Here is a 24,801-nt window from a genome sequence, read left to right on the forward strand (position 1 = left end):
TACTGCTTTTTATTCTGTTAACGACAATGATTAAGTGTTCATGACAGGTGTTAATTTGGCAACAACAATGCTGTTAATGGCATTAATATACGCAAGCGCACTCGCTTTTAAAATATCTGTATCTGCTGCTTTAGCGATATACTTTTCGCCTTCGTGTTCGATCGTAATTTTCACTTTACCAAGCGCTTCTTTTCCGCGAGATACGCTATTGATATTATATTCCACTAGCTTTACATCTATTTTTGTAATGTCTGCAATCGCAGAATATAAGGCATCAATTGGACCAGAACCAACGGCGCTCGCTTTAAATACTTCATCGCCTTTGCGGATTTTTACGCTAGCAGATGGGAAGGTTGCATTGCTAACGACTTGTAAATCATTGAAGTCAAAAAATTGCTCACTATAATGAGTAGCGTTGACATGGTTTGCATCATGTTTTTCATAATAGTTTTCCACGATAACATATAAATCATGATCATATACTTCTTTCTTCGCATCTGCTAATTTTAGGAAGCCTTCGAAAACACCTTCAAACTCATCGGTAGCAAGATTAGAAAAGCCTAACTTCTCAAGTGCATTCTTCACCGCGTGACGCCCTGAACGAGCCGTTAATACTAGTTCCATATCGTCTAAACCAACGTCTTCAGGATGCACGATTTCGTAAGCATCACGAGATTTTAGTAAACCATCTTGGTGAATGCCTGAAGAATGGGCAAATGCATTGTCACCAGTAATTGCTTTATTTACTTGTACATCTAAGCCCATGAAGCTTGATACAAGGCGAGATGTGTTCATAATTTCTTTTGTGTTGATGCGCGTTTCTGCGTTATAGACAGAACTACGTGTTTTTAATGCCATCACAACTTCTTCAAGTGCGGCATTCCCTGCACGTTCACCGATACCATTGATTGTACATTCGACTTTGTCTGCACCGTTTTTAATCGCTGCAAGTGTATTGGCTGTTGCCATACCAAGGTCATTATGGCAGTGAACACTTAGTAATACGCTATCGTTTAGGTTTTTCATACGATCATTTAGCTTGTAAATCATTGCACCGAATTCCTCGGGTTCTGCAAAGCCGACTGTGTCAGGTACGTTAATCATTGTTGCTCCGGCCTTCATAACAGCTTCAATTGTTTTCCATAAATATTCAAAATCAGAGCGAGATGCATCTTCAGTTGAATATTGTACTTGTGGTAAAAGAGTTTTTGCATATTTCACGGCATCTACGCCGATTTGTAAAATTTGATCTTTGGATTTACTAAATTTCTTTTCTACATGAATATCTGAAGTGCCAAGTACCATATGAATCATTGGATTTTCAGCGTATTTTACGGCGTTATAAACAGAATCGATATCTGCTTGCACAGCGCGTGCTAGTGCTGTAATCATAATGTCATTTGTATTGCCGACTTTTTGTGCGACAGCTTTCACCGCGTCAAAGTCACCTTGTGATGATGCCGGGAAACCAGCCTCAATAATATCGACGCCTAATTTTTTTAGTTGTTGTGCAATCTCTACTTTTTCGTATAAGTTTAGTTTTGCCCCTGGTACTTGCTCGCCATCACGTAAAGTTGTATCAAACACCCAAATTTTTCTTCCCATTTTCAAACACTCCTTTTGTTTAAGTTCTGTTACTGTTAACTGTGGATTTTTGTGCCTGTATACGCTCATAAAATCAGTATTGAGGTATAACAGAGCTTTAAAAAAAATAAAAAAACCCGTCTCTATATAAAAATATAGAGACGAGTTTTTACTCGCGGTACCACTCTAATTGACTTTATCTTTACAGAAAAAGTCCCCTTATCGACAGCTATCACTGTCTATCCCTATAACGGGGGAAACCGACATCCCTTACTCTTTATTTTCAGGGAGTGGCTCATGGACGAGTTCAAAATGTGTGTCTGCCGATTTGCACCAACCACCGGCTCTCTACAAGTACACAGGCATTTCTACTATTTCCAATCTAGGCCTACAATGTGTTGTTGAAAGCAATAATACTTTGATATTGTCATTATGTCAATAATATTCTGAAAATTATTTATTTTCTGTTCGGTGTTAGGGTACTACTTAATTTTTAGGTGTTTACATTTTTGAATGGATATTAAAGCAAGGTACTTTTTATGAGACAATAGAAATGAATTTTTTTTATGGAAAGGAGAAATAGCGTGAAATTTGTATTCGATTTAGATGGCACTATTTCCTTTAAAGGTAAGCCATTAAGTACAGGCATTATCGCAGAATTAGAGAATTGTATAGTGAATGGGCATGAGGTTATTTTTGCATCGGCGCGCCCAATTCGTGATTTACTTCCCGTATTACCAGAAGCGATGCAAACGTTCCCGATGGTTGGCGGGAACGGGGCATTTGTCGCAAATGCTGGTGAAATGATTGCAGTAACAGCGTTTCAAACAGAAATGGTAGAACATATTCGACACTTGATTAGTACATATAAGTTGCCGTATTTGGTGGATAGTAATTGGGATTATGCATATACGGGTAGTGAGGCACATCCTATTTATCGAAATCTTGACCCACTAAAACTGGCGAAAAAGGTTACTTTAGATAAACTTCAAGAGATTGTAAAAGTGGTTTTATTCCCAGGTGAGCATCTTAAGGAAGTAGTAGAGGCTTTACAGCAGCTACCAATTTCAATATATGAGCACACGTCAGAAAATATTTTAGACATTAGTCCGAATGGAATTGATAAATGGAATGGCTTATCGAAGCTTGGTGTTGTAGCGGGTGAATTTATTGCATTTGGAAATGACGCGAATGATGCACCGATGTTTGTAAAAGCGAAAGAAAGTGTTTGCGTGGGGGATCATCGAGTGAGCGAACTTACAACGATGCAGGTGGCAAGTTCAGAGGAAGCGGTAATAGCTAGCATTCGTTCATACAGTGCGAAATATAAGTAACGAAGTGAGGGCGATGAATTTACATAAGTATTTGCTGGAAAAAGGAAACTAAGTGGTATAGAGCACCGTAGATAATAGTAAGAATTAATAACCAAGGGTGTGAGATGATGTATAGGCCGATTTTAGACTTACCAAAAACGAAGCGTGAAAAAGTGTGGGATTGGATTGGTGGTGGAATATTTCTTGCATCAATATTTTATATTTTCGTTATATGGGGCAAACTTCCGGATGAAATCCCAGGCCATTTTAATGGAGCTGGAGAAGTAGATCGATGGGGATCGAAAATTGAATTATTTATTTTGCCATTTGTCGGTTCATTTTTGTGGATACTAATGGGATTATTAGAAAAAGCACCGCATATGCATAACTACCCAGCGCGTTTAAATGAAAGTAATGTTGAAGTATTTTATCTAAGTAGCCGAAAATTATTAAATGAAATAAAAAATCTCTGCTTAATTTTATTTGCGCTTATTAGCTTTCAAATAGTACGAATTGCTTTAGGAGAAGCACAGGCTTTAGGGTGGTGGTTCCTCCCAATTATATTAATTGGTACAGCTATTTTAATTATTAAGGGCTTAGTTGCAATGTCAAAAATTAAATAAATATGTAAAAAATCATCATTCCATAGTGGGTTGATGATTTTTTTGTGATAAATTTATTATAAATGAGCGCAGAAGGGGTGCCAGGTCGATGCAAAAAAAATTCAAAGTGAAAGACATGCTGTCTATTGATATTCATCATCAGCCACAAAATGTGGTTTTAGAGGGTATTCAACAGAGTGGGAATGCTCCTTATGACCGTATTATTTCTTTTGTATTTTCAGCTGATGAAATGGTGCAGTATTTACAGAACTGTATACGGGATAGCAATTTAGCAGACCAGGGCTATTTATTTTTTGTTTATCCGAAAAAGGGGAATAAGCAATATGAACAGTTTATTCACCGAGATGAAATTTTTCCAGCCATTCAAGTAGATGAAGAAAAATATATTGTCGGTAGTGACTATAAGTTTGCGAGCCTCATGTCTTTAGATGATACGTTTTCCATTCTAAGCATCAAACGGGATGGTAAGGCACGTGGGAAGAAAAAGACGGCAAGTAGTCAATGCGTTAGCGATTATGAAAGTATGATTCCACAATTACGTGAGCAACTGGAAAAAGTTGAGGCTGACCTAGCCTTTTATGATGGATTGACACCGGGTTATCAGAAGGATTGGGCTCGTTTTATTTATAGTGCGAAAAGAGTGGAAACGCAAAAAGCACGTTTAGCGGAAATGCGTGAACTTACTAGGCTGGGCTTTAAAACGAAGGAATTATACAGAAAAGCGAAAAGTGAGGGGAAAGTATGAGTGAATATATTGAGCAAGTCGATGAAAAATGGCGTGCAGACTTCGCAAAGCTTGTAGACGTAGTGGAATCGAATTTACCAGATGGCTTTGAACGTACAATGCAGTACGGCATGATCAGTTATGTCGTGCCGCTGTCAACTTATCCTAAGGGCTATCATGTGACACCAAATACACCGCTCCCTTTCATTAGTCTAGCTGCGCAAAAGCAACATTTGGCTTTGTATCATATGGGTGTTTATGCGGATGAGGCGTTGCTAGCTTGGTTCCAAGAAGAATATGCGAAGAGCGTACCGACAAAGTTGAATATGGGGAAAAGTTGTATTCGTTTTACCAACGCGAAAAATATTCCATTTGATTTAATTGGCGAGCTTGTATCAAAAATGACACCAGCAGAGTGGATAGCAAAATATGAGGGGGAGTTGAATAAATGAGAAGTGCAACAACATTTTTAATGTTCCAAGGACAAGCGAATGAAGCAATTCAACAATATAAAGAGTGGTTTACAGATTTAACTGTACAGAGCTTATCATATATGGAGGATTCACAGCAGGTCGCAATGGCGGTAATGGATTTGAAGGGGCTTAAAATAATGGTAAATGATAGCGTAATAAAGCATGATTTTACCTTTACTCCAGCTACATCAATTTTTATAGAGTGTGAGACACTTGAAGAAATCATAAATCTGACAGCCCAAGTATTAGAGGGTGGGAAAGCCTTGATGCCACTTGGTCATTATGGCTTTTCTGAGCAATTTGCATGGATCGAAGACCGTTTTGGTGTATCATGGCAATTTACGTATAACTTGAAATAAGGGGGAGTATATATGAATAAGTGGATGGAACGTGCGATTGAATTGGCTTTAGAAAATGTAGCACAGGGTGGTCAACCTTTTGGCGCTGTGTTAGTAAAGGACGATAAAATTATTGGCGAAGGTGTTAATGAGCTACATATTCGTCCAGATAGTACAGGGCATGCTGAGTTACTTGCTATGCGCCGTGCGCAGCAAAAATTGAATTCTACAGATTTACGTGGTGCTGTGATGTATGCAAGTGGTGCACCTTGTCCAATGTGTTTTGGCGCAATGGCAATGGCTAATATGGACAAGGCTTATTATGCAAATTCACTAGCTGAAGCATTAGCAGTTGGCCTAACCCGTTCGAGTGAAGTATATGCAGACTTGCAGAAGGCTGATTCGGAACGAGCTTTTCAAATGATTCATATGCCCGTGGAGAATGAAGCGATAAGCCCGATGCACGTGTGGTATAAAAAAGGGGAATAAAGTATGGTAGTAACTTTAGTAAAGCACAATTTAAAATATGCAGAGGCAATACATGCATTATCCTCAATGCCACAAGTACGAGATGCACTTGGATTACCTGTTGGTAAAGTGGAAGATACGATAAACTTCATTAAGCGTGAATGTGTGGATGAAGAAGAGGGAAAGACTGTGCCTCGAGTTGTTTTGGATGAGGAAGGGCAAGTTATTGGTGTAACAACGCTCATGTTTATAGATCATCAAAAAAAGAGCTGCCATATTGGTTCGTGGCTTGGTTATGAATTTTGGGGTAAGGGTTATAATTTAGAGGCGAAAATTGCGATTCTAGAAATTGCTTTTTTTGAACTTGGATTAGAACGTGTTTTTGCGGGTGCTAGAGAAGTGAACATCCGCTCGAAAAAGGCGCAAGAAAAGCTACCGTTTATCCGTCTGAATGTGGAAAAAGATTATCCACAGGAGCACGCATGGCTAGAGATAAAAGAAAAGCAACGATGTGTATTGAATGTTTTTGAACGGGAAGATTTTATTCGTTTTCGTACATCTTTAGTGGAAATTACAGGCGAACGCGAACTTTATTTACCCTATCTGCTAGTAGCCGATGGAAATGAAGAAGTTGTTCGTAAGTATATGAATGACGGCGAGTTATACGCGATTTATTGTGGTGAGCATTTAGCAGGTGTTGCATTACTCATTAAGCAATCCGAAGCGTCTATTGAATTGAAAAATATTGCTGTTGTGCCAGAATTCAAAGGTAGAGGCATTGGCAAGATAGTACTACAAATGATTAGTGACAATTGCAAAGCAAAAGGTTATACACAAGTCATTGTAGGTACAGCGAATTCCAGTATAGATAATATCGCGTTTTATCAAAAGGCAGGTTTTCGAATGGAGAGGATAGAGAAAGACTTTTTCAGTAGTTATAACAAGCCAATATATGAAAATGGTATACGTGCTGTTGATATGGTTATTTTTTCAAAGGCTTTATAAAGGAACGGCAAAAAGGTATCTCGAACTCATTTGAGATACTTTTTTTGCGTATACAAAAGATAGGATTTAAAATGTGAAGCTATCACAAAGGGAATGTTTGAAGCATTTTGATCATTATTTTCATATGAGGCATTGTGGATAATACATGAATTGGGCTGTGGATAATTGGTGAACGGATCCGGTAAAGAAGTTGTCCACATTGTGGAAAAGTATTTGTGAGAAAGTCCGGGCTGTGATACGAGATTTTATCTGGAAGAATAGCCAGATATTCAATGATAAAAACCCCGTCTAACTTTTGTTAAGCGGGTATTTTTAATCGCCACGTAAGAGCGCCATTAGCTTTTCTTTTGAATGTAAAAAATCATCGAGTGAATAACGGTCGAGTACGGCTAAATATGCTTGTAATGCTTCATAAAGCACACCCTTTAGCTGACATTCCGGTGCAATTTTACATAAGTTATTCTCTTTGTCGAAGCATTCGACAAGATAAAAATCCTCTTCAGTATGGCGCACGATTTCGCCGATTGTAACGGTTTTTGGATCAATGGCAAGTCGAATACCACCACCACGGCCACGTATTGTTTCGATGTAACCGAGCTGCCCAAGTTGATGCGTCACTTTCATTAAATGGTTTTTCGATATATTATAGGCATCTGAAATTTCTTGAATTGTAGATAGTTTACCATTTTCCTGGGCACCTAAATAAATGAGTGTCCGAAGGGAGTAATCTGTGTATAAAGTTAATCTCATAGGAACACCCTACTTTCTGAAGTTCAATACACATTATAGCATTATCCCTTATTTCAAAGGAAGATGAATGCTTTTTTTAAAGATGTATTTAAAATGCATTAATTATGTCTATTTCGTTAAAGATGTATTTTATATATTGCTTTAATAAAATTAAAGGTATATATTGTAAGCATGAGAGGGTGGTTATGCGATATGTTAAAACAAGAAACAGTTCAAATTATTAAAGCAACAGTACCAGTATTAGAAGTTCATGGTGTAGCGATTACGAAGACGTTTTATAAAAATATGTTTCAGAAACATCCAGAGTTATTGAATATTTTTAATCATACGAACCAAGAAAAAGGACGCCAACAAACCGCATTAGCAAACACAGTGTATGCGGCGGCAGTTCATATTGAAAATTTAGGGGCCATTTTACCAGCGGTTAGGCTAATTGCTCATAAACACCGTAGTTTAGGAATTTTACCAGAGCACTATCCGATTGTTGGAGAGAATCTATTACAAGCAATTAAGGAAGTACTTGGCGATGCGGCAACTGATGACATTATTAACGCATGGGCTGAAGCATATGGTGTTATTGCAGATATTTTCATTCAGGTAGAAGAAGATTTATATCAGAAATCTGAAGAAAATGGTGGGTGGCGTTTATTCAAACCATTAAAAGTAGTAAAAAAAGAAGTTGAAAGCGAACTTGTTACATCAATATACTTTGAAAATGAAGATGGTTCACCGCTACCAACCTATCAACCAGGTCAATACATTAGTATTCGAGTTAAAGTACCGAACGAAGAATATTTAATGACACGTCAATATACACTCTCTTACGCAAACGCAGAGGAAGGCTACCGTATTTCTGTGAAGCGTGAGGATGAGCAAACACCAAATGGTAAAGTTTCGAACTTTATTCATGACACATTACAAGTTGGAGATATAGTAGATGTAAGTGTACCGGCAGGTTTATTTGTTCTTGAAGAAACGTCTGCCCCAATCACATTTATTAGTGGTGGTATCGGTGTAACACCACTAAACAGTATGCTACAATCTTTAGCTGATGACGCAACAAATGAAGTGAACTTCATTCAATGTGCACGTAACGAAAAAGTAGTTGCATTTAGTGATGAAATCCAAGAAAAAATAAATGCGCTTCCAAACGCATCCTATACAGCGTTATATTCTGATGAGGACAAACTCATTACCAAGGAATTATTAGCTGAAAAGGTAGCAGACAATGCTGACGTTTATGTATGTGGTCCAGTTGGCTTTATGGAAGCGGTTATTAAAAACTTACATGAAATTGGCGTAGCTGATGAAAAAATTCACTATGAATTCTTTGGTCCAGCTATGCAATTAGCAAAATAATAGTATTAAATTCAGCACTGTTACGAGTAGGTATTCTCGTAGCGGTGCTTTTTTATATGCGGCAATTAACTCTTAGAAAGAAGTGAGAGCTTTCATGTTGACAATATACCTAATGGGGTATAACATAAAGCGCATAAACAAATTCAATTATTCGTTTCGAAAAGGAGGCGTGCACAGTATGGCATACAATGTGAAAACGGCAAATCGAGTGAAGCGAATGGAAGGTCAATTACGTGGGATTTTGCGTATGATGGAAGAAGGTCAAGACTGTAAAGATGTTATTACACAGCTATCTGCCGTGCGTTCAGCTGTCGAACGAACTATTGGTGTTATTGTGAGTGAAAACCTATTGAATTGTGTAACGACTGCTGAAGGAGATTCTGAAAAAGTGAATTCAGCCATTCAGGAAGCGATGGATTTAGTCGTGAAAAGCAGATAAAAAATTATACCCTTAACAGTATGAATGAGGAGGAAGTTTGTTTGGAAACATGGATTATTATAGCAGCTCTTGTAGCATTTTTAGTATGGCGTATGAAACCAACAAAAGGTGTACATTCAATTTCGGCAGCACAACTGAAAAATATGTTGAATGATAAGGATAAAGTATTCATCGATGTGCGTACACCTGCTGAGTACAAAGGTCGTAATATTCCGCAATTCAAAAATATCCCACTTGGAGCTAGTTTCGACAAATTACCGAAAGAGAAAGAAATCGTCGTGATTTGTCAAAGTGGTATGCGCAGTAGTCAGGCGTGTAAGCAATTGAAAAAACAAGGATTTGAGCGTGTAACAAATGTCCGTGGCGGCATGAGCGCTTACTAGGGGGAGAACAATATGAAAGAAATTTCAGCAAAAGAAGTGCAGACGGTTTTGGAGCAAGGGCGATCTTTAAATTTAATTGATGTACGTGAAGTAGATGAAGTAGAAGCTGGTCATATTCCAGGTATTTTCCACATCCCACTTGGTTTACTTGAATTTCGAATGAATGAATTAAATAAAAATGAAACGTATATTATAGTTTGTCGTTCGGGTGCGCGAAGTGGTCGTGCTACTCACTTTTTAGAAAGCCGAGGCTTTGATGTGACCAATATGGTTGGTGGTATGCTCGCTTGGGAAGGCGAAGTACAGTAAAAAATGGACTCAAGAGGCCTCGCTATATTTTTTTAGCAAAAATAATACCCTTATAGGTATAAGGAGGAAGTTATGAGTATTAAAGCAGATTTTCAGCTAGATGCAAAGGGGCTTGCCTGTCCTATGCCCATCGTGAAGACGAAGAAGGCAATGGCTGAATTAGTAGATGGTCAAGTTTTAGAAGTGGCTGCAACAGATAAAGGCTCAAAAGCGGATATTGCAGCTTGGGCTGAAACAGTTGGTCATCAATATATTGGGACAACTGAGGAGGATGCTGTGTTAAAGCATTATATTCGTAAATGTGCAGATGACACAGTAGTCGAAAAAACATTTGAGCAGACAATCGATCTAGGTGAAATCGTTGGTAGAGATGGACTTATTCTTGATGTGCGAGAGGAAGCAGAGTTTGCTTTTGGTCATATTGAGGGTGCGAAATCAATACCAATGGGTGAACTACCTACTCGAATGGCTGAACTCGATAAGGCGCAAGAAATTTATGTGATTTGTCGCACGGGTAAGCGCAGTGATTTAGCGGCGCAAAAGCTTGCGGCAAATGGATTTACTAAGGTCTTCAACATCCTACCGGGTATGACAGCTTGGACGGACGAACTAAAAAAATCAATTTAATTGGAGGAATTTATTATGTCAAACAAAGTAGCAATTATTGCAAGTAACGGTGGTCTTTTTGATGCGTATAAAGTGTTCAATATCGCAACAGCAGCGGCGGCTTCTGAGAAGGAAGTAACAATCTTCTTTACATTTGAAGGGTTAAATTTAATTCATAAGCAAGGTATGCATGCATTACCAATGCCTGCTGGAAAAGAGCATTTTGCTGAAGGTTTTGCGAAAGCCAATGTACCTACGATTCCACAATTAGTAGAAATGGCGCAAGAGTTAGGTGTGAAATTTATCGGTTGCCAAATGACTATGGACGTAATGGGCTTAACAACAGATGATTTCGTTGATGGTATTGAAGTAGGTGGAGCAGTAACATTCTTAGAGTTTGCTAAAGATGCAGCACCATCATTAGCATTCTAATTATTAAACAATAGACAGATAAGCGGAGAGGCATGTCCTTTCCGCTAAAAAAATCAATAAAATAATACCTATGGGGGTAAGATAATGTCGGTTCAACAATGGAGCGCTGCGGATGTAGCGAAAAAAGTAATTAATAATGATGATCTATTTATTTTAGATGTACGTAATAACGATGCATTTGAAGATTGGAAAATTGAGGGGCATAAGTTTGAATACCTCAATATTCCGTACTTCGAGTTACTTGATGGTGTAGAAGAAATCTTACCGAAAATCCCAACAGATAAAGATGTGTTAGTCGTTTGTGCAAAGGAAGGGTCATCTCTGATGGTTGCAGAAATGCTAGCGGATGCTGGTCGCCCTGTTGGATATTTAGCGGGTGGTATGAAAACGTGGAGCGAATACTTAGAGCCGATTAAAGTCGGTGATTTAACAGGTGGGGGTGAGCTTTACCAATTCGTTCGCTTAGGAAAAGGTTGTCTTTCTTATATGGTGATTTCTGAGGGCGAGGCGGCAATCATTGATGCAGTGCGATTTACAGAAATATTCACGAAGTTTGCAGAAGAAAAAAATGTGGAAATCAAACATGTATTTGATACACATTTACATGCTGACCATATTTCAGGTGGACGTCATATCGCAGCTGAAACAGGTGCCATTTATTACTTACCACCAAAGGATGCGGAAGAAGTTGTATTTGATTACACTTCATTAGTAGATGGTACAGCGGTTCAAATTGGTGCATCGAAAATCGACGTAGGTGCGCTTTATTCACCTGGTCACACTATTGGTTCAACTTCATTCGTTGTAGACAGCAAATACTTATTAACTGGGGACATTTTATTTATCGATTCAATTGGGCGTCCTGATTTAGCGGGGCTTGCTGAAGATTGGGTTGGTGATTTACGTGAAACACTTTACGAACGTTACCGTGAATTGTCGGAGGATTTAATTGTACTACCAGCCCACTTTATGATTATTGATGAGTTAAATGAAGATGGTACGGTCGCAAAACGTCTGGGTGAATTATTTGCTGAGAATCATGGTTTAAACATTGAGGATGAAGCAAAATTCCGTAGTATCGTAACGCATAACTTACCACCACAACCTAATGCATATCAAGAAATTCGTCAAGTGAACATGGGTAAAATTACACCAGCACAAGAAGAACAAACAGAAATGGAAATCGGTCCAAACCGATGTGCCGTAAGATAAAAGCAAAAAAAGCCCGTTAATATCCGAAATGCAAGTGCGATAGAGGGAAAATAGAAATGCTGAAATGTAATGAATACGCATGTATGTTAGTCGCATGCAAGTATCGAGATACGAAGGAGCTCATCCTTGGTAAGTTCGCAAAAAAATCAAAAAGGACCGGTAAATTGCTTACAACGTATACCGTTCTAAAGGAGATCAACATGAATTCAAACTTACAATTAGATGCAAAGGGATTATCTTGTCCGATGCCAATCGTTAAAACAAAAAAGGCAATGGATACATTAGCTTCAGGCGAAATTTTAGAAGTACACGTAACAGATAAAGGTTCTTTAGCAGACATCCCAGCCTGGGCAAAAGCAGGTGGGCACACGATTTCAGATCAATCTGAAGATGCTAGTGTTCTTATATTCTTTATTCAAAAAGCGTAATTCAGTAGGTGAGTGTTCAAGTTTGGACATTCGCCTTTTCAATATAGAAAGAAGGGAAAAATAATGGATATAACATGGATCACTACGATATTTTTAATAGGATTTGTAGGCTCATATGTATCGGGGATGCTAGGGATTGGCGGGGCAGTTATTAAGTATCCAATGTTATTATATATTCCACCGTTATTTGGTTTTACTGCTTTTACGGCACATGAGGTATCGGGTATTAGTGCAGTAGAAGTATTTTTCGCCTCCATTGCAGGTGTTTGGGCATATCGAAAAGATGGCTATTTGAATAAATCACTTATTATCTATATGGGTAGTGCTATTTTAGCTGGTAGCTTTGTCGGAAGTTTTGGTTCGCAGTTTTTATCAGAGAATGGCGTAAATGTTGTCTACGGTATTTTAGCCTTATTTGCAGCAATAATGATGTTTATTCCGAAAAAGCAAATCGATGATAAGCCAATGGATGAAGTAACATTTAATAAGGCATTAGCGGCAGGTTTGGCGCTAATTGTTGGCGTTGGTTCAGGTGTTGTTGGGGCTGCGGGTGGCTTCTTGTTGGTACCAATTATGCTCGTGGTTTTAGGTATTCCTACGCGTATGACAATTGCGACTAGTCTCGCGATTACCTTTATTTCATCTATCGGTGGTACAATCGGGAAACTTATGACAGGGCAAGTCGATTATTACCCAGCGGCAATTATGATTGTAGCAAGTTTAATTGCAGCCCCACTTGGCGCGAAAGCCGGGAAAAAAATGAATACAAAAGTATTGCAAGGAATATTAGCGGTGCTGATTTTAGTAACTGCCATTAAAATTTGGTTCGATATATTGTAGGAGGTTTTAAGAATGAAAATTGAGATCTTCGCGGATTTCACATGTCCGTATTGTTATATTGGGAAACGTGAATTAGAACATGCAATTGACACATCAGGTTATACAGGTCAGGTGGAAATTGAGTATAAAACATATCAAATTGGCCCAGAGACACCAAAGGAAAATGCTCCTTCTTTGTATCAAGGGATGGCAGCTAAATTTGATTCTTCTATAGAGGATGTAAAAGAAATGACAAAAGGCATTGCGATGCGTGCAACTGAAGTAGGACTTCATTACAATTTTGAAGATATGAAAACGGCGCATACTGAAAAAGCTCACCGTCTTGCGAAATGGACAAAGCAGTTTGGCGTAGAGGCGGACTATACAGAAGCCTTGATGAATGGTTATTTCACAGCTGGAAAAGACTTAAATGATGATGTTATGTTACTTGAGGTAATCGCTGAATTAGGTTTAAATGTAGAATCTGCAAAGGTAGTCCTCGCTTCTAGTGACTTTATAGAAGACTTAGATGAGGATCGCTATGATGCGCAACAGATTGGCATACAAAGTGTCCCATTTTTTGTTTTTGAAAATCGCTATGGCATTAAAGGGGCGGAGCCAAATGAAGTATTTGTCCGTACATTACATCAAGCAGCTGAAATTGCGGGCATTAAACCAGCTCTGAAGATAATTGGTAATGGAGAAGCTGTGTGTGCTGATAGTGAGTGTAAATTATAAGAGAATAAGAAAAGTCGAGTGCGTGATGTTGTGCTCGACTTTTTTTATTGACATGAAAATCTAAATGCATCAAGGAGTATTAAGTCTGATTTCTTGTGTTATAGCACAAAAATAATTTCAATAAATATCCATTTATATCGTCTTTTTGGTTCTAAAATTGTGAAGTGTGAGAAAAATCACATCGAAAAGAAACGCTATATTGATAAAATGAGAACAAGGATATATAGGGGGGATTAAATATGAAAGCAATAGTAACAGGTGTAGCAGGAACGATATTATTGGCTGGCGCGCTTTTCGTTGGTGCGGTAATCAGCGACAACATTTTAGGGGATGCAAAAGGTGAAATGCAGGAAACAGCTGTACAAACACAAACACCGGCGAACACAGCAACTCAAACATTAGCATATGCACCTCCAAGCATTGAGGAAGTGCCAGATGGACCAATGAAGGAATCGATTTTATATGGCTATGAGCTTGTGAATAACACACATGTAGCGGCAGACGAATACGTGGGAAACCAGTTATCGTGTACAAGTTGTCATGCAGGAGCAGGGTATGATGAGCAAGCTTCTTCATTAGTTGGGGTTATGGCAAATTATCCACAATATATTGGACGTTCAGGTGGCGTCGTGACGATTGAGGAGCGTATTAATGGCTGTATGGTGCGCAGTATGAACGGTAAAAAATTTGAAATGAACAGTGATGAGCTAGAGGCAATGGTTGCGTACTTCGCTTATATTTCAGAAGGAGTGCCAATTGGTGCTAAACGTGAATGGGCAGGTACAAGTAATATGGAAAATGTTCCTGTGCCAGATGTAGCAAATGGCCAAGAATTGTATGGACAATCTTGTATTGCTTGTCACGGAGCTGATGGCTCAGGTACTGGCGCCAATACGGGTCCAGCGTTATGGGGTGAAAACTCATTCAATGATGGTGCAGGGATGATTCGTATGTCGAAAATGGCTGGTTACATCCAAAATAATATGCCAATTGGGGCTGGTGGTACATTAACAGACCAGGATGCCTCTGATTTAGCAGCATATATTTTATCGCAAGATCGTCCAGAATGGGCAAACCATGATAAAGACTGGCCAAAAGGTGGTCGTCCAAATGATGTTATGGATAAAGAAAAGCGTGAGCAAGTGAAAAATGGCACGATTGATTGGGAACAAGTGCTTTCAACAAATTAAAAAAGAGGGATGCGGCAATTTTGCTGCATCCCTTTCGTATTATCTGTAACTAAGAATAGTGTACTAGCAGTAATACTCATCATTTTGAATTTTTATCCGGGTGAAATAATAGATAGCTATCTGGTATGACATTACATAATTTTTTTTGCGATGATTCCTTTGCTTGCATCATACGTCTATTTAAGTGAGGAGGTAGATTATGGACCAACATCAGCTGTATCAGCAGTATCAACCTGCTATTTATCAATACATATTTTTTCTTGTACAAAATAAGGAACTCGCCGAAGATTTAACACAAGAAACTTTTTATAAGTGTTTTAAAAATATAGAAACATTTCGCCAAGATGCTGAGATCAACACATGGCTCCATCGGATTGCAAGAAATTTGGCATATGATTATTTTAGGCGTAAAAAACTTATTCAATTTATACCGTTTGCGAAAGTATATGAAGGAATGACAGAAGACTTGCCCGCACAGTGGGTCGAACATAATGAACAGATGAAAGAATTATTTAATGCAATGGCAAAGTTGAAATTTGCGTATAGGGAAGTACTTATCTTACGTAAAATTAAGGGTTTATCAGTAAAAGAAACAAGCGAACTTCTCGGTTACTCCGAGACAAAGGTGAAAAACAATACAGCGCGGGCAATTGAGGCTTTACGAAAGAATTGGAAAGGAGGCGACTTGCATGAAAAGTGAATTTGATAAGTTGTTTGAGGAGATGGGAACCTGGCAGCTAAATCAGTTAGAAAAAGAGCATGGGTGTAAGAAAGTGAAAGGGCGTATAAAGAAAAGCAATCGTTGGGAAAGAATCATGTACCCGCTAGTATTAGTAACGGCAACAGCACTTATTTTTATCATGCTTTTTTTCATCATAATGCCTAAGTCGCCTTCGATGGAGAGTATAGGGCATGCTGAGTTACAAAAAGATGTAAAAGTAGAGAAAATCTATGCACAGTCAAATGAAAAAGTAGATACGTTTAAGGCGTATAGCACATGGCAATTGGTGTGGACAGGTAGTTCAACAGACGCTGAAATGATGGCAAGTGCAACCGGATTTATTCATGCAATAGAGTATTTGCCATTGTCAAAAGAAAAAAACGTAGAGTGGGCTATCGATGCAGTTTTTGTCTTGAGTAATGGCACTGAACAACCATGGAAATTTGGCTACTCAGATATGGGTTTTATAGCAATGGATATGAAAACGGGTTTGCGTTATGTAGACGAAGGGAAAGGTATTTTAACTTTTTTATTGTTTTTACCGACCGGCCCACAAAATTCTTGGCGTGGTTATATACGTGTCATCGGTTTACTCCTTTTATTAAACAATGTTTGGTTAGCGAGAGTAGTATGTCGTTTTAGTAAGGAGGAATTGAAAGATATTAATGAGAAGAAAAAAATAACGAAAGGTCGTTTGCGATATAAAATTACGGCTATTAATATCGTAAAGTTAATCATACTAATCTTGTTATTAGTTGTTTTAATTTATAACGGTATGCCTAGAATTATTTTTATACCAGTAGTGCTTTTACTATTTGTTGTTATCATATACATGAATGGGTATGAGCGAAAAGTAGAAGGAGATACACGTAACGAAAAAATGAAGAAAGTAGATAGATGGGCAACAGTGTTTTTACTTATGGGCGCGTTATTAATGGCTCTAGGATTTTAATACAAATGTATAGGGCTCATAAAAGATAATATGAATGTGAATTTGGTATACTTGCAATATTAGGAAGAGACAACGGGGGTGACGCTGTTGATTTATATAAAATTTCTCATTCAACTATTAATCGTTTCAGGTTTTATTTATTTTGTCAGTGGCCGATTAATTGGTTCGAACATTAACTTTGTACGTCGTGTGCTATCGGTTATCATTAGTGTGATTCTTACATCTTTCGTCTATTGGTATTCGTATTTACGACATACGAATTTTCTATCAGGAACAATGATGGACATGGTAACAGAAGTCAGCACGCTCATATGGGTAGGGAGTATGCTCCTTATTTCCATGTTGTTGTATTTAGTGTTTGAGTTATTTGATCCGATAGGTATTTCGGGCGGAGAACGTCGCAACGGCCAAAAATCATTATTACTCCGTATGCGTAGTTATTGGCGCCAGCAAAAGCGACTACGTCAGGTATTGAGAATTGCCGTTACAAATGGCGTTGTACAAACGATTAAATATGCTCGTCAACGTGAAAATGAGAAGGAGCTAGCCATTGCTTTACGTACTACGCTAGAGCAATGTGGTGGAATATTTATCAAATTCGGACAGGTGTTATCGACACGTAAAGAACTATTTTCTCCGGTGTTTATCGAAGAATTAGAGCGCCTGCAACAAAGTGTAAAGCCTTTACCAAGTGACCAGGTTACAAACATTTTGGAACATTCACTACCCAAAGATATAAATGATATATTTGCTACATTCCAGATGGAACCCCTTGCAGCAGCTTCAATCGGACAAGTACATAAAGCACGACTGAAAAATTATGATGAAGTCGTTGTGAAGTTACTGCGTCCCGAAGTGAAGGGAATTATGCGTGATGATTTAGATATATTAGAGGAATTTGCGAACTGGTTTACGAGCAAATCGACATGGGCAGAATCTTTAGGATTTCGAGAACTTGCAGGAGGATTTGCGGACGGGCTACGAGAGGAAATTCATTTAGATATTGAAGTGCGTAATACAGTACAGGTGACAAATGCAATGGCAAAAAGTGATTACAAGGTTCGTATTCCGAAGATTTACACTCAGTATTGTGATGAAGATATTATCGTGATGGAATATGTGCACGGGAAAAGTGTGGCGGAAGGAACATCGGAATTTAGACGATTACAGGTAGACCCAAGAGACTTTGCGAGAACCGTGCTATATTCATTTTTCGAACAAATGCTATTTTCTGGGATATTCCATGCTGACCCACATCCAGGCAACATTTTTATCGATGGGCGAGACGGTACGCCAATCCTTCTTGATTTCGGTGCGGTAGGCCGTTTAGGTGCAACGCAGCAAGAGGGATTGAAACTGTTTTTAATGGGTATCCATCAAAATGATTCAGGTATCTTATATGATGGTTTAATGCTACTAGTTGAAAATACCGATCTTGCAGAACGTGCCAAAATAGAACAGGCAATAGATCAAATACTGCTGAAAATTTCGTATGTGGAGAGAATTCCGACCGAAGAATTGATATATTCGTTATTTACTGTTGTCCGTGATTTTGGGCTTGCATTCTATCCAGCTGTTGGGTTAGCGTTACGATCGCTCGTTACTTTGGATGGAACATTACGGGTAATCGATGCGAAGTTTGATATTTTTACTGAAGCGAAAGAATTTTCTTCGTCGTACTTGCGTGCATCCTTTTTAAGGCCGTTTAAGGAACCGAGGGAGACTAAGGAACGCTTGCAAGAAGAGTTGTCGATGATAATACCAACCTTAAGAAAAATGCCAAGACGTGTTGATCAGCTAATTCAGCGAGTGGAAAGCGGGAAAATAATCTTACATCATGATATTTTTTCAGACGAGCATAATTCACGCTTTATTACTCAATTGTTTGCGCGGTTTGTCTTATTACTCGTTGGTATAACTTTCGGTATTATATCAGTCGCACTTTTAGCGATTTCTCAATTCATTCAAGATGTATATGCAGTGTACTTGAATACAGCGGCCTATTTAGGATTGTTCTTATGTGCAATTCTATTAGTGAGACTATCGATTCAAGCCATACGCTCAATGAAACAATAGGTAAGGGATTCTTTCCCTTGCCTTCTTTTTATTTCGGCATAAATAAAATCCGTATATTACATAAACATTACAAATTATAGGAATAAATCAGTTTTGTTGTAGATATAACTGGTTATTTGTAGGATATTGCGCACTTAATAGAGAATAAATGCGCGTTTTCGATAATATTACAGAAATATTTCAAGTTTTACTAAACTATTAAAAATGTGCAATTTGGTATAAAAGTTATGGAGCAAATGCTAAACTAACTATTGGCTAATATAAAATATAGGAAAATAACAATATAAAACTATCGTTCAAGTGATTACATACAGGAATACGAAGAGCGAAATTAATGTTTGAAGGGGTATGAGTATTCGTGGGTAAGCGTAACAAATGGCGTAAGTCGATGGTGTTAGCACTAGCTTTAGCAGGCGGCTTATTATTTAATACAGTTCAACCGATCCAAGTACAAGCAGAAGAAACGTCTCAACAAATGATTGAGAAGAAAGCACAAATAGATGCAGAAGTAAAAAATTTAGAAGCGGAGTTAACGCAGCTTCAAAAAGATATGGATGCGAAGGTTAAAGTGTTCAATCAAGTACAAGCAGATATTCAAGAAGTAGATGCAAGTATTGTTGAAACAGAAAAACGCATTGAGCAACGCACAGCAATTTTAAGTGATCGTATGGCTGCATACCAAGCACAAGATAATACAATGGGTGTTTACTTAAGTGTAGTACTTGAAGCAAAAAGCTTTGCGGATTTAATGGACCGTGTCGTAGCGGTAAAAACATTAATGGACGCTGACCAAGAATTAGTAGATCAGCAAGAAGCAGATCAAGCAAATTTAAAGGTACAAAAAGCTACATTAGACGAAAAACAACAAGAATTACAAAAGCAATTCCAAGAGCTTCAACAAGCTGAAAGTGAAATGGAAGTGAAAAAAGCTGAGAATGAAGCAAAATCACTTGCATTACAAGCGCAAATTGCATCGAAGCAAGAAGAAGAACGCTTAGAAGCAGCGCGTAAAGCAGCTGAAGAGGAAGCGGCTCGACTTCGTGCACTTCAAACAGCTACACCAGTCGTGCAAACAACGAAAAACGGTAAACCACAAACAATCGTTGTTGGTTCAGGTACAGGTACTGCTTCTTCAGGTGATGCTATTTCAACAGCGAAGCAATTTTTAGGTCGTTCTTATGTATGGGGCGGTAACAATCCAACAACTGGATTTGACTGCTCGGGTCTTGTGCAGTGGGCTTACAAACAAGCAGGGGTATCATTACCTCGTACAGCATCACAGCAATATTTAGCAACGCAACGTATTTCAGCAAGTGAAGCACGTGTTGGTGACTTAGTATTCTTCAGCTATGGCTCAGGTGTAGCACATGTAGGGATTTACTTAGGTAACAACACGATGATTGACGCGCAAAATAAAGGTGTCGTTATTGAATCACTAGATTGGTGGAACAAATATTTAGTAGGCTTCGGTCGTATTTAATAAACTATTAGTAACTTCACAGTCTATATAAAAAGGTCATCTTTGTAGTTCACTCCTACAAAGATGACCTTTTTGATTTTATTCAGTCGGCGTTCAAATACTAACTGAATGAAGCTAATACCCCCGAACGCAACTTCGCTTTCGCGTAATAGATAATGCTAAATCTTGAAGTTTAATTTAATAATGCCAGTTTCTTTTAAAGCAAAATACAAAATGATGATAAATGGACCAATCAGTAAACCGACGATTCCAAACAACTGTAATCCAACGAACATTGCAATTAGGGTAGGTAAAGGGGATAAGCCAATATGGGCACCCATGACCTTTGGTTCGACTGTTCGACGAATAATGAGTAGAATAGTAGCTAAGATAAATAATTTAATAGCTAGCGAAGTATGGCCCATTAATAAATGATAAGTTCCCCAAGGTGCTAAAATGATAATAGAGCCGAGGAAAGGGATGACATCAATAATCCAAATTATAATTGCCATAGTAATCGCATATTTTGGTTGAATGATGAATAGCCCGATAAGTGCAACCGCACCAATGATAAAACTAACGAGCACTTGCGCTTTCATAAAACCGAAAAATGCATCTTTTAAACGGGTTGTGATGATTTTCATCTTGTTTGCGGTCGTTGGTTTTAAATATTTATAGACAATACGTTTTAATTTCGGTAAATCAAGCATAAATAAAAATAGAGCAATCATATAAACGAGAAGACTAATAAAAAGGCTTGGAATTTCTGCAAGGAAGCTCGTAACTTTGTTATAATTAAAGAAGCTTAAAAAGGATTCTTCTACCTTTTTGACAAAATCTGATGTTGTATTTTGAAGTGAAGTTCGTACTTCAGTTGGAAAGTCTTCGGTGAATTGTGAAATGTGTCCCTGCATTTGTAGCCACATGTCTGATAGCTTTGAAATATAGTAAGGTGTTTGTTTAGAAATGGAAATAATTTGCGACATTAACTGTGTAATAGTAAAGTAACACATAACAGAGATAAATACTGCACTTACTAAATAAATGACCGCGACAGCTATTTTACGTGACATTTTCCATTTGCGTTTAAAAAACATAACAATAGGTTCTAATAAAAATGCAGTAATGCCAGCCAGAATAATTGGTACCGAAACAGGTATAATGAAATACCCTGCAATAATTAGACCGATTATAACAAGAGTTCGGAAAATCGTTTTTCTTGCAATTGTTCGATTCAAAAGCTCACCTGCTTATAAAAAAGTTTAATAATAAAGTATATATTAAGTGTAACATAAATTTTTCATGAAATTATGGCGTTCTGAAAGAATTAAAGGTAGGGATGGATAATGGAAAAAGAAATTTTGCAACTTTTTAGCAAATTGACAGAGCATGACCGTGATATTCAATTTGAATCGTTTGAAGAGTTAATGAAAATTGTGAAGGAACCTGTAGATTGGACATATTCAGTCTGGGAGCAACTTATTAAAGCACTTACATATAAAAATGCGCACTCACGCGCACAATCAGCACAGTTTTTATGTGCTTTAGCGGCAAAAAGTGATCCTGAGGAACGTGTATTAGAAGATTTTATGAAAATTTGGGCTGTAACCTATGATGAAAAAACGGTGACAGCAAGGCATAGTTTGCAGTCTATTTGGCGTATTGGATTAGCTGGACAGGTGCAAAGGGATTTAGTTGTTTCGCATTTAGCGAAGCGATTCCATACATGTGTCGGTGAAAAACATCCAACGCTTATTCGCTATGATATTATAGTATCCTTCAAAAATTTGTTTGATGCAACAGGCGATATAAAGCTATTGAGTATTGCACAAGATTTAATCCAAAAAGAGCAAGATATTCAATACCAAAAGAAGTACAAGACAGCCCTTCGTTAAATGTCGAGGACGGCTGTTTTTCTATAGGAGGAGAAAATATTTATCTTGATTCAGTAGAAGGCTCCCACGGCTATAGGTGGTGAGAAAAATGCGGAATTAGCTTTTTTTCAGTGAGTATACAAACGTCGACTGGACGAAGCTAAAGCCTTATTGATGCAAATAGGCCAAGGGGAATTTGATTGATATATAATATGGTAGATTTGATGAATGAGATACAAAATATACGTAGTTGTAAGTGTTTTTATAAGTAACGAACATTGAGTTTTGTCGATAGCGATTTATTGAGTACATAATGCGGGATTTTCTGTGTTTAGCAACAGATAACTGGTTGCTATAGTGAGAGTGTTTACTTGTTTTCTTAATCTTTCAACTACTATTAGGTATGGATTTATGATAAACTGCTTAACAAGTGAATAATTCTTGCAGAATAAAGGGGCTAGCTATTAGCATAATCGGGAATTCGGTGTAAGGCCGAAGCTGTTTCCGCAACTGTAAGTGCAGATGAAGTAAGAGAAATGCCACTGTCGAAAGAAGAAAAATGCTTCTACTAGATGGGAAGGCGCTTATGATTTTGCTACAAAATTATTGTAGTAAGCTGCACAAGCCAGGAGACCGACCTTTATTTGAGCGTATAAGCACTCTTCGGGAGATAGGAGGATATACGGCAAATACATATTGAGCGTTATATGGCGTGATCAATTATGCTATTTTCGTCGTTCCTTTTCGAAGAGGAGCGCTTTTTTTATGGCTTTTTTATTGGTATATGGCATTCTCGTCGCACTCCAAACATTTGATGCACAAATGAGCTTATCGAAATGTATAGAGTCTTATAGCAGCAAGAATATCTTCATAGTAGAAAGAGGGGACCTAGATTTGAAAAAAGATGCACGCTATTCTTGTTATCCATTCATGCGTGAAAAAGTAGCGACTGTCGACTTTGAAATTCGTACAGACTGCTTAACGACGCATGCTGGTGTGGCACTTGTAGCAGTAAAAAAGGAAGCAGTCGAAGTAGTAAAAGAAGATCTGCTTGAAATTTTACCTATGGCTTATCATGTCAATGGTTCGGTACGTGGAAAATTAGCAGTTACTGACGAGGATTTAGCTTGGTTAAGTAGTCGTTATGATTTCTATGTGAGTCATGTAAAAGAAGAGATCCAAAACTTTGTGTTACCGCAGGGTACGGAAGCGGCAGCAGCATTGCACTTATGTCGTAGCGAGGCCAAAAAATCTTATCGTGCGCTCCATAAAGTTTCCGAGGAACGAGAAGTACCAGAAATTCTGTTTGATTATTTAGGTCTACTGGCAAATGTATTTTTTGTTATGGCTGTATACATGAATCAACAAGCAGGCCTTGCAGAAATTCCGTTTATAAGTAAGTCTTACCCAATGAAAAAGAAGAAGGAGAATGTCTAAATTGAAAAAAATATTTAATTTCAAATGGCTTTCAGTATTAATGCTTGCACTTTTACTTGTAGGCTGTGGTACAGCAGATGAAAAAACAAAAGAGGATTCACAAGGTGCACAAAGTGATGAGTCAGGCTATAAAGTGAAGGATGATCGTGGGGTAGAAGTAGCGTTTGATGCAGTACCAAAAACAGTTGTTTCATTACAACCTAGTAACACAGAGATTTTATTTGCATTAGGTGTTGGCGATAAAATCGTTGGTGCAACTGATTATGATACGTACCCAGCAGAAGCGTTGGAAATCGAACGTGTTTCAGATTCGATGGTATTTAACAGTGAACGTATTTTAGAATTGAACCCAGATGTAGTTATTGCCTATACAATTGGTGAAAAAGATGCACTGAAGGTACTTGAAGATGCTGGCGTAAAAGTATTCGTCATTCAATCAGCAACATCTTTTGAAGACGTTTATGGCGACATCGAGCAGCTTGCAACAGTAATGGGTGTTGAAGATAAAGGTGAGCAGTTAAATAAAGAAATTAAAGCGAAAATTGCTGATGTACAAGAAAAAGTAAAAGAAGTAGAAACACCAAAAAATGCATACTATGAAGTTAGTCCATCACCTAGCATTTATACGGTTGGAGGAGATACGTTCCAACAAGAGATTTTAGATGCTGCTAATGTAATCAATGTATTTAGCGATTTACCAGGATGGCCACAAGTTTCTGAAGAAAATATCATTGCGAAGAACCCTGAAGTTATATTAGTACCTAGCATGGGTGATAAAGGTGTAGTAGAAGAAGTCTTAGGTCGTAATGGCTGGAACACAATACAAGCTGTCCAAAATAAACAAGTATTTTCATTAGATCAAGATACATTATCTCGTCCAGGTCCACGTATTGGTGAAGCAGTTGAGCTAGTAGCTAAAGCTGTCTACCCTGAATTATTTCAATAATTAAATGTTGTAGGAAGTCGTCTCAATTACTGAGGCGACTTTTTTACTGCGCATTTGATTGTGAAAAGCATAATCCTCGCGAAGAGCTTGCCTAGTGTGAAAATTGGTATTCTATCTTTGTATTCTATAAAATGGAAGTTAGG

28 protein-coding genes, 1 riboswitch and 1 other annotated feature are annotated in these 24,801 nt (G+C 38.0%); of the genes, 25 read left to right on the forward strand and 3 right to left on the reverse strand.

All coding sequences use genetic code 11. The features are described 5' to 3' along the window. Positions 1 to 30 precede the first annotated feature (30 nt). Positions 31 to 1,605: a 2-isopropylmalate synthase gene (locus AEA09_RS15530; RefSeq protein WP_053584872.1), complete on the reverse strand. Its 1,575-nt coding sequence runs from the start codon at positions 1,603 to 1,605 to the stop codon at positions 31 to 33. Between the two features lie 133 nt (positions 1,606 to 1,738). Beyond that, positions 1,739 to 1,978: a binding site (T-box leader), on the reverse strand. A 190-nt stretch (positions 1,979 to 2,168) separates the two neighbouring features. Between AEA09_RS15530 and AEA09_RS15535 the strand changes: the two genes are divergently transcribed. The 7 genes from AEA09_RS15535 to AEA09_RS15565 all read left to right on the forward strand — a co-directional run bounded on the left by AEA09_RS15535 (position 2,169) and on the right by AEA09_RS15565 (position 6,528). Further along, complete coding sequence (locus AEA09_RS15535) at positions 2,169 to 2,918, forward strand: HAD-IIB family hydrolase (protein WP_053584873.1); 750 nt, start codon at positions 2,169 to 2,171, stop codon at positions 2,916 to 2,918. Positions 2,919 to 3,025: 107 nt separating this feature from the next. Further along, positions 3,026 to 3,520 (forward strand): DUF1648 domain-containing protein, encoded by a 495-nt coding sequence (locus AEA09_RS15540; RefSeq protein WP_053584874.1) that lies wholly within the window; start codon positions 3,026 to 3,028, stop codon positions 3,518 to 3,520. An 88-nt stretch (positions 3,521 to 3,608) separates the two neighbouring features. After that, entirely contained in the window at positions 3,609 to 4,265 is a 657-nt protein-coding gene (locus AEA09_RS15545; RefSeq protein WP_053584875.1) for a YdeI/OmpD-associated family protein, read from the forward strand. Next, the gene (locus AEA09_RS15550) at positions 4,262 to 4,696 is read left to right on the forward strand and encodes a DUF1801 domain-containing protein (protein ID WP_053584876.1); all 435 of its coding nucleotides are present in this window, start codon (positions 4,262 to 4,264) and stop codon (positions 4,694 to 4,696) included. Before AEA09_RS15545 ends, AEA09_RS15550 begins: the two co-directional genes overlap by 4 nt. After that, complete coding sequence (locus tag AEA09_RS15555; RefSeq protein WP_053584877.1) at positions 4,693 to 5,076, forward strand: VOC family protein; 384 nt, start codon at positions 4,693 to 4,695, stop codon at positions 5,074 to 5,076. Before AEA09_RS15550 ends, AEA09_RS15555 begins: the two co-directional genes overlap by 4 nt. 12 nt (positions 5,077 to 5,088) lie before the next feature. Beyond that, the gene (locus tag AEA09_RS15560) at positions 5,089 to 5,544 is read left to right on the forward strand and encodes a nucleoside deaminase (RefSeq protein ID WP_053584878.1); all 456 of its coding nucleotides are present in this window, start codon (positions 5,089 to 5,091) and stop codon (positions 5,542 to 5,544) included. A gap of 3 nt (positions 5,545 to 5,547) precedes the next feature. Then, positions 5,548 to 6,528, forward strand: a complete 981-nt coding sequence (locus AEA09_RS15565) for a GNAT family N-acetyltransferase (RefSeq protein ID WP_053584879.1) — start codon at positions 5,548 to 5,550, stop codon at positions 6,526 to 6,528. A 312-nt stretch (positions 6,529 to 6,840) separates the two neighbouring features. Here the strand turns inward: AEA09_RS15565 and AEA09_RS15570 are convergent, their stop codons facing one another. Further along, positions 6,841 to 7,278, reverse strand: coding sequence for an RrF2 family transcriptional regulator (locus AEA09_RS15570; protein WP_053584880.1), 438 nt, complete (start codon positions 7,276 to 7,278; stop codon positions 6,841 to 6,843). A gap of 192 nt (positions 7,279 to 7,470) precedes the next feature. On the opposite strand from AEA09_RS15570, the gene hmpA reads away from it, so the two are divergent. From hmpA to AEA09_RS15645, 15 genes are all read left to right on the forward strand, one after another. Next, positions 7,471 to 8,637 (forward strand): NO-inducible flavohemoprotein, encoded by a 1,167-nt coding sequence (gene hmpA, locus AEA09_RS15575; RefSeq protein WP_053584881.1) that lies wholly within the window; start codon positions 7,471 to 7,473, stop codon positions 8,635 to 8,637. Positions 8,638 to 8,815: 178 nt separating this feature from the next. Then, complete coding sequence (locus AEA09_RS15580; protein WP_053584882.1) at positions 8,816 to 9,076, forward strand: metal-sensitive transcriptional regulator; 261 nt, start codon at positions 8,816 to 8,818, stop codon at positions 9,074 to 9,076. Positions 9,077 to 9,117: 41 nt separating this feature from the next. Continuing rightward, the gene (locus tag AEA09_RS15585) at positions 9,118 to 9,459 is read left to right on the forward strand and encodes a rhodanese-like domain-containing protein (RefSeq protein WP_053584883.1); all 342 of its coding nucleotides are present in this window, start codon (positions 9,118 to 9,120) and stop codon (positions 9,457 to 9,459) included. 12 nt (positions 9,460 to 9,471) lie between these two features. Further along, on the forward strand, positions 9,472 to 9,768 hold the full coding sequence (locus AEA09_RS15590) for a rhodanese-like domain-containing protein (protein ID WP_053584884.1): 297 nt from the start codon (positions 9,472 to 9,474) through the stop codon (positions 9,766 to 9,768). Between the two features lie 72 nt (positions 9,769 to 9,840). After that, entirely contained in the window at positions 9,841 to 10,395 is a 555-nt protein-coding gene (locus AEA09_RS15595) for a sulfurtransferase TusA family protein (protein WP_053584885.1), read from the forward strand. Positions 10,396 to 10,410: 15 nt separating this feature from the next. Then, the gene (locus tag AEA09_RS15600; RefSeq protein WP_053584886.1) at positions 10,411 to 10,806 is read left to right on the forward strand and encodes a DsrE/DsrF/DrsH-like family protein; all 396 of its coding nucleotides are present in this window, start codon (positions 10,411 to 10,413) and stop codon (positions 10,804 to 10,806) included. 84 nt (positions 10,807 to 10,890) lie between these two features. Further along, on the forward strand, positions 10,891 to 12,018 hold the full coding sequence (locus tag AEA09_RS15605) for an MBL fold metallo-hydrolase (protein ID WP_053584887.1): 1,128 nt from the start codon (positions 10,891 to 10,893) through the stop codon (positions 12,016 to 12,018). A gap of 200 nt (positions 12,019 to 12,218) precedes the next feature. After that, a complete protein-coding gene (locus tag AEA09_RS15610; RefSeq protein ID WP_053584888.1) occupies positions 12,219 to 12,446 on the forward strand; it encodes a sulfurtransferase TusA family protein in 228 nt (75 codons plus the stop codon). A gap of 63 nt (positions 12,447 to 12,509) precedes the next feature. Continuing rightward, positions 12,510 to 13,286, forward strand: a complete 777-nt coding sequence (locus AEA09_RS15615; protein ID WP_053584889.1) for a sulfite exporter TauE/SafE family protein — start codon at positions 12,510 to 12,512, stop codon at positions 13,284 to 13,286. Between the two features lie 12 nt (positions 13,287 to 13,298). Then, a complete protein-coding gene (locus AEA09_RS15620) occupies positions 13,299 to 14,003 on the forward strand; it encodes a DsbA family oxidoreductase (protein WP_053584890.1) in 705 nt (234 codons plus the stop codon). Positions 14,004 to 14,242: 239 nt separating this feature from the next. After that, positions 14,243 to 15,193, forward strand: a complete 951-nt coding sequence (locus tag AEA09_RS15625; RefSeq protein WP_053584891.1) for a c-type cytochrome — start codon at positions 14,243 to 14,245, stop codon at positions 15,191 to 15,193. A gap of 199 nt (positions 15,194 to 15,392) precedes the next feature. Next, positions 15,393 to 15,893 carry an RNA polymerase sigma factor gene (locus tag AEA09_RS15630; protein WP_053584892.1) on the forward strand — a complete coding sequence of 167 codons (501 nt, stop codon included), beginning with the start codon at positions 15,393 to 15,395 and terminating at the stop codon, positions 15,891 to 15,893. Then, a complete protein-coding gene (locus AEA09_RS15635) occupies positions 15,883 to 16,866 on the forward strand; it encodes a hypothetical protein (protein WP_053584893.1) in 984 nt (327 codons plus the stop codon). Before AEA09_RS15630 ends, AEA09_RS15635 begins: the two co-directional genes overlap by 11 nt. Before the next feature lie 87 nt (positions 16,867 to 16,953). After that, the gene (locus tag AEA09_RS15640; protein WP_053584894.1) at positions 16,954 to 18,942 is read left to right on the forward strand and encodes an ABC1 kinase family protein; all 1,989 of its coding nucleotides are present in this window, start codon (positions 16,954 to 16,956) and stop codon (positions 18,940 to 18,942) included. A 358-nt stretch (positions 18,943 to 19,300) separates the two neighbouring features. After that, positions 19,301 to 20,422 carry a C40 family peptidase gene (locus AEA09_RS15645; protein ID WP_245622885.1) on the forward strand — a complete coding sequence of 374 codons (1,122 nt, stop codon included), beginning with the start codon at positions 19,301 to 19,303 and terminating at the stop codon, positions 20,420 to 20,422. Positions 20,423 to 20,580: 158 nt separating this feature from the next. Here the strand turns inward: AEA09_RS15645 and ytvI are convergent, their stop codons facing one another. Continuing rightward, a complete protein-coding gene (gene ytvI / locus AEA09_RS15650) occupies positions 20,581 to 21,639 on the reverse strand; it encodes a sporulation integral membrane protein YtvI (RefSeq protein ID WP_053584895.1) in 1,059 nt (352 codons plus the stop codon). Between the two features lie 108 nt (positions 21,640 to 21,747). Here ytvI and AEA09_RS15655 point away from each other — a divergent pair, with 108 nt between their 5' ends. From AEA09_RS15655 to AEA09_RS15665, 3 genes are all read left to right on the forward strand, one after another. Continuing rightward, a complete protein-coding gene (locus AEA09_RS15655; RefSeq protein ID WP_053584896.1) occupies positions 21,748 to 22,296 on the forward strand; it encodes a hypothetical protein in 549 nt (182 codons plus the stop codon). A 414-nt stretch (positions 22,297 to 22,710) separates the two neighbouring features. Then, a riboswitch (cobalamin riboswitch) is annotated at positions 22,711 to 22,931 on the forward strand. Between the two features lie 238 nt (positions 22,932 to 23,169). Further along, the gene (locus AEA09_RS15660; RefSeq protein WP_053585000.1) at positions 23,170 to 23,712 is read left to right on the forward strand and encodes a hypothetical protein; all 543 of its coding nucleotides are present in this window, start codon (positions 23,170 to 23,172) and stop codon (positions 23,710 to 23,712) included. A gap of 1 nt (position 23,713) precedes the next feature. Beyond that, complete coding sequence (locus AEA09_RS15665) at positions 23,714 to 24,658, forward strand: ABC transporter substrate-binding protein (RefSeq protein ID WP_082332702.1); 945 nt, start codon at positions 23,714 to 23,716, stop codon at positions 24,656 to 24,658. The last annotated feature ends 143 nt before the right edge of the window (positions 24,659 to 24,801 follow it).

Origin of the sequence: Lysinibacillus contaminans (assembly GCF_001278945.1) — a bacterium.
Classification (GTDB): domain Bacteria; phylum Bacillota; class Bacilli; order Bacillales_A; family Planococcaceae; genus Lysinibacillus; species Lysinibacillus contaminans.

Bases quoted from the DNA above. Each gene is read 5' to 3' on its own strand.
- AEA09_RS15530 (WP_053584872.1), bottom strand. From the start codon at position 1,605: ATGGGAAGAAAAATTTGGGTGTTTGATACAACTTTACGTGATGGCGAG.
- AEA09_RS15540 (WP_053584874.1), top strand. From the start codon at position 3,026: ATGTATAGGCCGATTTTAGACTTACCAAAAACGAAGCGTGAAAAAGTG.
- AEA09_RS15545 (WP_053584875.1), top strand. From the start codon at position 3,609: ATGCAAAAAAAATTCAAAGTGAAAGACATGCTGTCTATTGATATTCAT.
- AEA09_RS15550 (WP_053584876.1), top strand. From the start codon at position 4,262: ATGAGTGAATATATTGAGCAAGTCGATGAAAAATGGCGTGCAGACTTC.
- AEA09_RS15555 (WP_053584877.1), top strand. From the start codon at position 4,693: ATGAGAAGTGCAACAACATTTTTAATGTTCCAAGGACAAGCGAATGAA.
- AEA09_RS15560 (WP_053584878.1), top strand. From the start codon at position 5,089: ATGAATAAGTGGATGGAACGTGCGATTGAATTGGCTTTAGAAAATGTA.
- AEA09_RS15565 (WP_053584879.1), top strand. From the start codon at position 5,548: ATGGTAGTAACTTTAGTAAAGCACAATTTAAAATATGCAGAGGCAATA.
- AEA09_RS15570 (WP_053584880.1), bottom strand. From the start codon at position 7,278: ATGAGATTAACTTTATACACAGATTACTCCCTTCGGACACTCATTTAT.
- hmpA (WP_053584881.1), top strand. From the start codon at position 7,471: ATGTTAAAACAAGAAACAGTTCAAATTATTAAAGCAACAGTACCAGTA.
- AEA09_RS15580 (WP_053584882.1), top strand. From the start codon at position 8,816: ATGGCATACAATGTGAAAACGGCAAATCGAGTGAAGCGAATGGAAGGT.
- AEA09_RS15590 (WP_053584884.1), top strand. From the start codon at position 9,472: ATGAAAGAAATTTCAGCAAAAGAAGTGCAGACGGTTTTGGAGCAAGGG.
- AEA09_RS15595 (WP_053584885.1), top strand. From the start codon at position 9,841: ATGAGTATTAAAGCAGATTTTCAGCTAGATGCAAAGGGGCTTGCCTGT.
- AEA09_RS15600 (WP_053584886.1), top strand. From the start codon at position 10,411: ATGTCAAACAAAGTAGCAATTATTGCAAGTAACGGTGGTCTTTTTGAT.
- AEA09_RS15605 (WP_053584887.1), top strand. From the start codon at position 10,891: ATGTCGGTTCAACAATGGAGCGCTGCGGATGTAGCGAAAAAAGTAATT.
- AEA09_RS15610 (WP_053584888.1), top strand. From the start codon at position 12,219: ATGAATTCAAACTTACAATTAGATGCAAAGGGATTATCTTGTCCGATG.
- AEA09_RS15615 (WP_053584889.1), top strand. From the start codon at position 12,510: ATGGATATAACATGGATCACTACGATATTTTTAATAGGATTTGTAGGC.
- AEA09_RS15620 (WP_053584890.1), top strand. From the start codon at position 13,299: ATGAAAATTGAGATCTTCGCGGATTTCACATGTCCGTATTGTTATATT.
- AEA09_RS15625 (WP_053584891.1), top strand. From the start codon at position 14,243: ATGAAAGCAATAGTAACAGGTGTAGCAGGAACGATATTATTGGCTGGC.
- AEA09_RS15630 (WP_053584892.1), top strand. From the start codon at position 15,393: ATGGACCAACATCAGCTGTATCAGCAGTATCAACCTGCTATTTATCAA.
- AEA09_RS15635 (WP_053584893.1), top strand. From the start codon at position 15,883: ATGAAAAGTGAATTTGATAAGTTGTTTGAGGAGATGGGAACCTGGCAG.
- AEA09_RS15655 (WP_053584896.1), top strand. From the start codon at position 21,748: ATGGAAAAAGAAATTTTGCAACTTTTTAGCAAATTGACAGAGCATGAC.